The following is an 8,586-nucleotide window of genomic DNA, read 5'->3' as shown; positions in this document are numbered from 1 at the left end:
GGGCAGCCGGGTTGTTCGGGGGCAGCGGCGGCAGCGGCGGCGCCGGGGGCGCGTCGTTGCTGGGGTCCGGTGGCGCCGGGGGCCTTCGTCGAAGTGCTCGACGGAACTTGACTGGACGAGACCTGCGTCGAATCACCGGTGGAACCACCGGATCCCGTAGTGTCGGCGTAGGAGACCGGCATCGCGGCGGCAATGGCGGATCCGACCCCGAGGGCGACGGCCAGCGCGCCGACACGACCGACATACCGGGCGCTGTCCGGGCTTGATGGGGCCCCGGCCAGCCGCGCGCCGTACTCGATGGCGCGCACGCGTCCCGCCGCCAGGCGGTGCCTGCCGTGCGTCGTGTCCCTGCGGTGCCTACCCAATCGGCGAGACCCCTGTCCCGTGAACCAATACCGACAAGCCGGGCGACCCGATCCGGCTTTCGGGAAGTCAACCGCATTGCCAACGGGTTTTGGTAGGGATTCCAGCTATCTGGGCATCAATTTGTGACCCAGGGGTCAGTTTGCTCGTTTCGATGGCTGACGGCGAACGGCGGTTTCCCCGCCGCAGCGGCCCCGAACGGGCCGGCGGGTCCGTCGGTCTGGCGAAACGGTCGCCGGCGCCGGGTCCGCGGCGCAGTGCCCACCGGGCTGACGAGGATTTGCTGCCATCCGGTGTTCCCCGGGACTCGACGGCATCTCCGGCAACCCCGGGGACGGGATCCGGAGGCCGGCGAAATCCCTCGCAGTCAAGACCCGCCGCCGGCTCTGTCCCACCCGGTGATTACCGCGTCGCGCGATCGGAGTCGGCGCTACTGTCCGAAGGTCCGCAACTCCGAAGGTCCGCAACTCCGAAAGACGAGGGAGTCCCCGCCGATGTCCACCACGCGCACTCCGCACATCGACCCGAAGGGCGAGGAGATCGCCGAGACGATCCTGCTGCCGGGAGATCCGTTGCGGGCCAAGTTCATCGCCGAGACCTACCTCGACAATCCCCGCTGCTTCAACGAGGTGCGCGGCATGTTCGGCTTCACCGGCACCTACCGCGGCCGGAAGGTCTCGGTGATGGGCACCGGCATGGGCGTGCCGTCGATCTCGCTGTACAGCTACGAACTGATCCACTTCTTCGACGTCAAGAACCTGATCCGGGTCGGCAGCTGCGGCACCATCCAGGACGGCATCGACCTCTACGACGTGATCATCGCCCAGGGCGCCTCGACGGACTCCAACTACCTGAGTCAGTTCGGCCTGCCCGGCACCTACGCGGCGCTGTCGTCCTACCGGCTGCTGGAGAAGGCCAAGCGGATCGCCGACGACCACGGTCAGCGCAATCACGTCGGCAACATCCTGTCCTCGGACATCTTCTACAACGACGATCCCGACGCGCTGGGCAAGTGGGCGAAGATGGGCATCCTCGCCGTGGAGATGGAGTCCGCCGGCCTGTTCGCCAACGCCGCGGCCGCCGGGGTGGACGCGCTGGGGATCTTCACCGTCAGCGACAACATCCCGGCCGGACTGCACACCACCCCGCAGGAGCGCGAGACGGCGTTCACCAAGATGATCGAGATCGCCCTGGATCTGGCGTGACCGAGTCCGCGGAGATCAGCCCGAAGACCGGGCTGGCCCTGCATCCCAAGCAGGCCGTCCCGGTCCTGCTGACGCTCTTCGTCTTCTCGCTGATCATGGACAACGGCTTCAAGCTGATGTCGCCGTCGATCGCGTCGTCGCTGGGCCTGTCGGAGAACACCGTCAGCCTGCAGGCCACCCTGCCCGGCATCCTGATCGGCGTCGGCGCGGTCGTCTACGCCGCGCTGTCGGACTCCATCAGCATCCGCAAGCTGATGGTCTTCGCCGTCATCGTGATGTCGGTCGGATCGCTCATCGGCTTCGCGCTGCAGGGCTCGTTCCCGGGCGTGTTGACCGGGCGGATCATCCAGACCTGCGGGCTCGCGGCCGCCGAGACGCTGTATGTCATCTGGGCCACCAAGCACTTCGAGGGCGACGAGCAGAAGAAGTACCTCGGCTACAGCACCGCGGCGTTCCAGCTGTCCCTGCTGCTCGGCGCGGTCGGCAGCGGATTCATCGCCACCTACGTCGGCTGGACCGCCTTCTTCCTGGTCAATCTCGTTGCGCTGCTGACCATCCCGTTCATCCTGAAGTATGTCCCGCCCGAGGACACCGGCACCACCAACCTGGACGTCTTCGGCCTCTTCCTGGTGGCCATGATCGCCACCGGGATCGTCCTGTTCATGCAGGACTTCAACTGGTGGTACCTGCTGCCGGCGGTCGCGGGCGCCGGCGTCTTCCGGTGGCACATCGCGACGCACCGGGACGCGCTCATCACCAAGGACTTCTTCGCCAACAAGCGCTACACGGCGATGCTCGCCGTGGTGTTCGTCGTCTACTCGGTGCAGCTGGGCTACCAGTTCGTCTTCCCGTTCATCATCAAGGGCGTCTACGGCTGGCCGCTGTCCAAGGTCGCCCTGCTGCTGGTGCCCGGTTACACCGCGGCCGTGCTCGTCGGCGTGCTCACCGGACGGATCGCGCAGCGCCTGAGCTCCACGCGCGCCATCGTCATCGCGATGCTCATGATCGCCCTGGCGCTGGTCATCCCGGCAATGCTCGTCGGCGGCTGGGTCGGCACCTTCGCCGTGTCGATGGTGCTGTTCGGATCCGGCTTCGCCCTGATGTACGCGCCGCTGCTGTCCACGGCCATCCGAGACGTCCCGAAGGCCAAGGGCGGCATCGCCATCGGCTTCTACAACCTGGTCATCAACATGGCGGTTCCCATCGGTATCGCCTACGCGGCCAAGCTGCTGGATCTCAAGCTGTCGCTGACCGCCTTCACCGGCCAGTCGCCCGAACACGCGTCCTACGGGTCGGTGCTGCTCATCCTCGCGATCATCACCGTGCTGGCCCTTGTGCTCTACCGCATCGTCATCCGGATGCTGGACCGAGCCGACGGCCGTGCCGGTTCGGTGCCGCCCGGCACCAGCGCGAGCACCGCCTGACGAGCCGGCGCCAACCGGCGTCCGCGCCCGGATTCCCGGGCGGCCACGTCGGCCGCGGCCAGCACCAGCAGCCGGGCCGTCTCCCGGGGGTGCGCGCAGCACCCGGCCAGATCGGCGGACAGCACCGCAGTCGCCTGGCGATTGCGCCGCTCGACCTCACCGGCCACCGCCGGATCGGCGCGCGCTTCCAGCAGCAGGGCCCGGACACCCGGTAATGCCCGGCACCCGTCGAAGAAGGCCAGCAGCCGTCGCCCCGCTCGCGCCGGACCCGGGGCGTCGCCGGCCGTCGCCTCGACGACCCGGCCGAACACCACGTCGTGAAACTGCCGGTGCAGCGCCACCAGGAACCCGGCCCGGTCCGGGAAGTGCACGTAGAAGGTTCCCTTGGCGTGGCCCGCGGCGGCGCAGACCCGTGCGACGGACAGCGCGGCCAGCCCGTCGGCCTCGGCCAGTCTCACCGCCGCGTCCAGAAGCTCCAGCCGGGTCGGGTGGCCGGCGTCGGCCCGGCTGCCCGGCCCTCGGCGCCGGGGCGGGGACGCCGTTCCCGGCCCCGTCGCGGTCACAGCGAGTTCGCGACGCGCAGCCGCGCCAGGAAAGACCCTGTGCGGCGGAGGAATTCGTCGGGCCGCTCGATGAACGGCTGATGCCCGGCACCGTCGAAGGTGACGACCTCCGCGTCGGTCAACGCCGCCCGCGCCCGCCGGCCGTCGATGCGCCAGGGCAGGATCGGGTCCCGGGTCCCCCAGGCCAGCAGCACCGGGCAGCACACCCCAGCGGCCAGCGGTCGGGCGTCATGCCCGGGATCGGCGAAGCTGCGCCAGACACTGGCGAACACCTCCACGCCGGCCGCCGACCGGGAGGCCTCCTCGGCGCGCCTGATCGCCGCGGCGACGCCGGGGTTGCGGTCCCGGAGGTAGAGCCGGGGAAGGCTCCGGTAGGCGCGGGGAGCCACCGCCGCCGAGCCGATCAGGCGGCAGGCCATCGTCGTGCCGGCCCAGTGCGGGGTGAATCCCCCCGGTGAGACGAGCACCAGACCGGAGACCAGGTCGGGGGCGTTGGCCGCGGCGCGCAGGGCGGCGAAGCCCCCCACCGAGTTGCCGAGCAGGACGTGCCGCCCGCCCAGGTCGGCGAGCGCGTCGATGAGCCGGTCGCCGAATCCGACGGCGGTCTCCGCACCCGATCGCGGGCTCCGGCCGTGGCCCGGCCAGTCCAGCGCCGTGACACGCCAGCCGGACTCGGCCAGCCGCGGCGCGATCGCAGCGAAGTCGCGGCGGTCGCCGCCGTTGGCATGCAGCAACACCAGCGACGGGCCGGTGCCGGCCGTCTCCAGGTGAAGGCCTGCGGTCACCGCGCCCACAATACCTGACCGACCGGTCATCTATTACCGGAACGGCGGACCATCCCGAGGTAGCCGACCAGTGCCACCGCCGCGATCACCGCCGCCGCCGGGGGCAGATAGCGCATCGGCAGACCCGCGTTCAGCACCGCGCCACCCAGCGCACTGCCGATCGCGCTGCCCAGATAGATGGCCGACCCGTTGACCGCGACCGCGACCGCCCCCCGGTCCGGCACGCGTTCGAGCAGCAGGTGCTGCTGCGGCGGGGGCGAGGCGAAGCCGGCGGCGCCCCAGCAGCCCAGAGCCACGGCCACCGGGATCAGATGCCCGCCCACCGGCGCGATCGCCGCGGTGGCGATGATGAAGACCCCGATGACCAACGGCATCACCTGCGTGGCGCTGGGAGCGCGGTCGATCAACGCGCCGATCGCCAGCGCCCCGACGATCCCGCCCAGGCCCCAAACCCACAGGAACACCGTGGGATTGGTGATCCCGGCCGTGGCGTGCAGAACCGGTGCGATGTAGGTGTACAGGCCGAGGCTGGCGATGTTGAACAGCAGCGTCACCGCCACGACCGGCCAGACCCTCCGGTCGGTGAGGGTCGACAGCCGGTCGCGGATGCCAGGCGGGGCGGGGATGTGCAGCCGGGGGACGAAGATCGCGACTCCCACCGCGGCCACCACCCCGATCGCCGACACCCACCAGAACGCCGACCGCCAGCCCAGACGCTCGGCGAGCACCAGGCCGACCGGCACGCCGACGACGGTGCCGACACTGAGTCCGGCGAGGATGACCGACAACGCCCGGCCGCGTCTTTCCGGCGACACCAGCTGCGCGGCCGAGGCAGCCGCGGTCGGCGAGTAGAGACCGGCGCCGATACCGGCGACGATGCGCGAAATCAGCAGCAGTGCGAAGGATTCCGCCACCGCGCTGGCGACGTTGCCCAGCGTGAAGACGACCAGGGCGGTCAGCAGCAGCGTCTTGGCGTTGGCTCTGACCACCGACGACAGCAGGGGCCCGGAGATCGCGTAACTCAGGGTGAAGACGGTGACCATCTGGCCCACCTCGGCCTCGGCGACGCCGGTCTGGGCGGAGATGTCGGGAATGAGTCCGGCGACGATGAAAGCGTCCAGGCCCAGGGCGAAGGTCCCCGCCGCGAGCAGCACCACCCTGCGCATCAACGCCTCAGAACTCGAGACCGTCCAGCAGCGAACCCGCCGCCTCGGCGGCCCAGTAGGTGATGGTGATCGCCGCACCGGCCCGCCTGATCGACAGCAGGCACTCCCGGATCGCCGCCTCGCGGTTGAGTCCGCCCCGGGCGGCGGCCGCCTCGACCATGAGGTATTCGCCGGACACCTGGTAGGCCGCCACCGGCAGATGGGTGGCCGCGACGACGTCGGCGATGACGTCGAGGTAGGGCAGTGCGGGCTTGACCATGACGATGTCGGCGCCCTGTTCGACGTCGAGCAGCACTTCCCGCAGGGCCTCCCGCCTGTTGCCCGGGAACTGCTGATAGGTGCGGCGGTTGCCGGTCAGCGACGATTCGACGGCGTCGCGGAACGGTCCGTAGAAGCTGGAGGCGAATTTCGCCGCGTAGGCCATGACGCCGACCGTGGTGTGCCCGGCGGCGTCGAGGGCGTCCCGGATCGCGGCCACCTGGCCGTCCATCATGCCGCTGGGGGCGACCATCTGCGCCCCGGCGTTGGCCTGTGCCACAGCGACTTCGGCGAACAGTGCGATGCTGCGGTCGTTGTCCACATCACCGTCGGGCCCCAGGACACCGCTGTGGCCGTGTGTCGTGTACTCGTCGAGGTTGACATCGCCGATCACGACCGTGTCGTCGCCGACCTCGTCGCGCACGGCCCGCAGCGCCCGCTGCATGATCCCGTCCGGATGCCACGCCTGCGAGCCTGTCTCGTCCTTGGCCGACGGGACGCCGAAGAGCATGACGCCACCGACACCGGCGGCCGCGGCCTCGGCCACCGCTGCCCCCACCGAGTCCACCGAATGCTGGTACTGGCCCGGCATCGACGGAATCTCCCGGGGCCGGTCGATGCCGTCGCGCACGAAGATCGGCTGGACGAGCCCGGAACCCGACGGGGTCACCTCGGCGGTGAGCCGACGCAGGGCGGCGGTCTTCCGCAGTCGTCGCGGACGGTGCCGTCCCGGTGTCACAGGCTGCCCTCGATCTCGTTGCCCGCGAACACCGACTCGACGTGCTCGATCAGTCCGTCGGGGGGCCGGGCATAGCTGAACCCGGTCGTCGGCCGCCCGGTGCACCCGAGCGCGCGCAGACGGACCTCGTTTTCGGCGGCCTTCAGCAGCAGGCCGAGCGGGTCGAGCACCGGGAGGTCACTGAGCGTGCGAATCCCGTAGTGCCACAGGATCTCCGCCGGCAGACCCTCGGCCGGAACGATCACCTGGGCGCCCTCGTCGGCGGCCCGGGCGGCGGCGGCGGTGAAGTCGGTGATGAAGACCTCCGGGTCCCCCGCGATCGCCGCGACCACCGAGTCCTTGCCGCCGGCGATCAGCCGGTAGCCGGTCAGCAGGTGTTCGGCGCGGTTGCGGGCGACGGTGGCGGCGATCGGTTCGCGCAGCCCGTCCGCGAAGCCGACGAGTCCGAACCGCATCTCCTCCCTGGCGCAGTGGTGGAACGTCACACTGCCGTATCCCAGGGTGGGAATCGTCGCCAGCGTGCGGGCCGCGGACAGGCCGGGGTCCTGTCCCGCGGCGATCACCCAGGCGTCGAATCCGTCACGCTCGGCCCGCACCGCGGTCTGGGCGAAGTAGTGGTTGAAGTGAACCGCCAGCACACCGAAGCTGACGTACTCGTAGGGAACGTCGACGTCGTAGGCGCGCCGGGGCAGCGTGTGGATGGCGACCTCGGTGCCGGGGTCGACCACCGCGGCGATGTGCGCCCGGTACCACTCGTCCAGCGCGGGCATCCGGCCTTCCACGACGTGCTTCTGCAGCCAGATTCTCACCGGGGGCCTGCCGGCATGAGCGGGGCGTCCAGAAGCGATGCCTCGATGAGGAACCGGCGCGCGGCGGCAGGGTCGTCGGCGAGCCGGCCGATGTCGTCCAGGTGCCGGCGCAGCGCGCCCGGGTCGGCGTCCTGCAACCCGCGGACCCGGCTCTCGGTGCGCGGTATGACGTCCTCGACCAGGTGACGGCGCCTCACCTCGGCGATGCTCGCAACGGATTGCCTCTCTGCCCGGCCGAACAGCCAGTCTGCCACCACCGGCATCAGGGCGAACGCGTCGTGGATGCCGGCGTTCATGTTCAGCCCGCCCGCCGTGGAGGTGACGTGCGCGGCGTCGCCGAGCAGCAGCACCGGTCCGGTGTCGGACAGGTAGGTCTGCGCCACACCTCGTCGAAGGCGGTAGCTGTCGACCCGGTCGACGTCGAGATCCTGCAGAGCGAAGGGGGTGGCGCGTCCCAGCGCCTGGCTGAGCCGGTCGACGTCGTCGCGCTCGTTGGTCGTCCGGACGATCAGCCGGGTGTGGTTGCTCATCCGCAGCGCGCTGACGCCGTCGCCGCCACCGCGGAAGTAGCACAGTCCCGCCATCGCCGGCCCCGCTGCCAGTCCGGCGAGGTCGGTCGAGACGAACGCGCGGACGGCGCCGGTCGGATACTCCGCCGCGGGGAAGCCGATGCCGGACATGGCCCGGATCGCCGAGTTGGCGCCGTCGCATCCCAGGACGACGTCCGCGGCGACGTCGCGGCGCGACCCGTCCGCGGCCGACACCGTCACCGCCGGCCGCCGCGGGTCGAGTCCCACCACCGTCGCACCGTGCTCGACGGCGATCAGCGGCTGGGCGGCCGTCAGCGCCGCACACCGGTCGAGCAGGGACTGCTGATCGAGATGGATCCGGAAGGGGTGCGCGGTGAGGGCCTCGACGAGTCGGTAGTCGACCTCGGCCAATACCCGCCCCCGGCTGTCGCGCCACTGCACGGCACTCACCCGGACCGCGTCGGGGTCGGCGACCAGGTCGATCCCGGTCGCGCTGAGCAGGTCCAGCGTCGCGGGGTGAAAGGTCGACGCGTGCGATTTCGTCGTCCACGTACCGCCCTGTTCCACCAGCGTCACCGCAACACCTCGCGCGGCGAGCAGCAGCGCGCAGAGCGCTCCGACCGGTCCCGCGCCGACGACGACCGCGTGCGGAGTCACCTCGGACCGCTCCTCGACGTTGTAGGTTGCCTGCTGGTGGGCAGAGCTTATCTCCGGCGCACGATCCTGAAGGAGGGCGATGAACCC

At 70.6% G+C, this 8,586-nt stretch carries 8 protein-coding genes and 1 pseudogene; 2 read left to right on the top strand and 7 right to left on the bottom strand.

Going from position 1 to position 8,586, the window contains the following annotated elements; translation table 11 throughout:
- A pseudogene (locus ACKOQ4_RS05215) lies at positions 1-308 on the bottom strand (hypothetical protein); the annotation flags it as partial.
- 549 nt (positions 309-857) lie between these two features.
- Between ACKOQ4_RS05215 and deoD the strand changes: the two are divergent.
- Both deoD and ACKOQ4_RS05205 read left to right on the top strand, forming a co-directional pair.
- Positions 858-1,568 carry a purine-nucleoside phosphorylase gene (gene deoD / locus ACKOQ4_RS05210; protein WP_526289521.1) on the top strand — a complete coding sequence of 237 codons (711 nt, stop codon included), beginning with the start codon at positions 858-860 and terminating at the stop codon, positions 1,566-1,568.
- Between the two features lie 32 nt (positions 1,569-1,600).
- The gene (locus tag ACKOQ4_RS05205) at positions 1,601-2,992 is read left to right on the top strand and encodes an MFS transporter (RefSeq protein ID WP_526289523.1); all 1,392 of its coding nucleotides are present in this window, start codon (positions 1,601-1,603) and stop codon (positions 2,990-2,992) included.
- Here ACKOQ4_RS05205 and ACKOQ4_RS05200 read toward each other — a convergent pair.
- The 6 genes from ACKOQ4_RS05200 to ACKOQ4_RS05175 all read right to left on the bottom strand — a co-directional run.
- Positions 2,908-3,555 carry a TetR/AcrR family transcriptional regulator gene (locus ACKOQ4_RS05200; protein WP_526289519.1) on the bottom strand — a complete coding sequence of 216 codons (648 nt, stop codon included), beginning with the start codon at positions 3,553-3,555 and terminating at the stop codon, positions 2,908-2,910. The two genes, ACKOQ4_RS05205 and ACKOQ4_RS05200, sit on opposite strands and share 85 nt — an antisense overlap.
- Positions 3,552-4,340: an alpha/beta fold hydrolase gene (locus ACKOQ4_RS05195; RefSeq protein WP_526289517.1), complete on the bottom strand. Its 789-nt coding sequence runs from the start codon at positions 4,338-4,340 to the stop codon at positions 3,552-3,554. The genes ACKOQ4_RS05200 and ACKOQ4_RS05195 overlap by 4 nt, the downstream gene beginning before the upstream one ends.
- Positions 4,341-4,366: 26 nt before the next feature.
- Positions 4,367-5,506, bottom strand: coding sequence for an MFS transporter (locus ACKOQ4_RS05190; RefSeq protein ID WP_526289515.1), 1,140 nt, complete (start codon positions 5,504-5,506; stop codon positions 4,367-4,369).
- A 7-nt stretch (positions 5,507-5,513) separates the two neighbouring features.
- Entirely contained in the window at positions 5,514-6,503 is a 990-nt protein-coding gene (gene hemB, locus ACKOQ4_RS05185) for a porphobilinogen synthase (protein WP_526289513.1), read from the bottom strand.
- Complete coding sequence (locus tag ACKOQ4_RS05180; RefSeq protein ID WP_526289511.1) at positions 6,500-7,312, bottom strand: aspartate/glutamate racemase family protein; 813 nt, start codon at positions 7,310-7,312, stop codon at positions 6,500-6,502. The genes hemB and ACKOQ4_RS05180 overlap by 4 nt, the downstream gene beginning before the upstream one ends.
- On the bottom strand, positions 7,309-8,586 hold a 1,278-nt coding region (locus ACKOQ4_RS05175; RefSeq protein WP_526289509.1), incomplete at its 5' end, for an FAD-dependent oxidoreductase. The genes ACKOQ4_RS05180 and ACKOQ4_RS05175, both read right to left, overlap by 4 nt.

Origin of the sequence: Mycobacterium sp. (assembly GCF_046095365.1) — a bacterium.
Classification (GTDB): Bacteria; Actinomycetota; Actinomycetes; order Mycobacteriales; family Mycobacteriaceae; genus Mycobacterium.
The sequence above is the reverse complement of the archived record's forward strand: the minus strand, read 5'-3'. Positions and strand labels throughout refer to the sequence as shown.

Coding starts and splice junctions, on each gene's coding strand:
- deoD (WP_526289521.1), top strand. CDS start 858: ATGTCCACCACGCGCACTCCGCACATCGACCCGAAGGGCGAGGAGATC.
- ACKOQ4_RS05190 (WP_526289515.1), bottom strand. CDS start 5,506: ATGCGCAGGGTGGTGCTGCTCGCGGCGGGGACCTTCGCCCTGGGCCTG.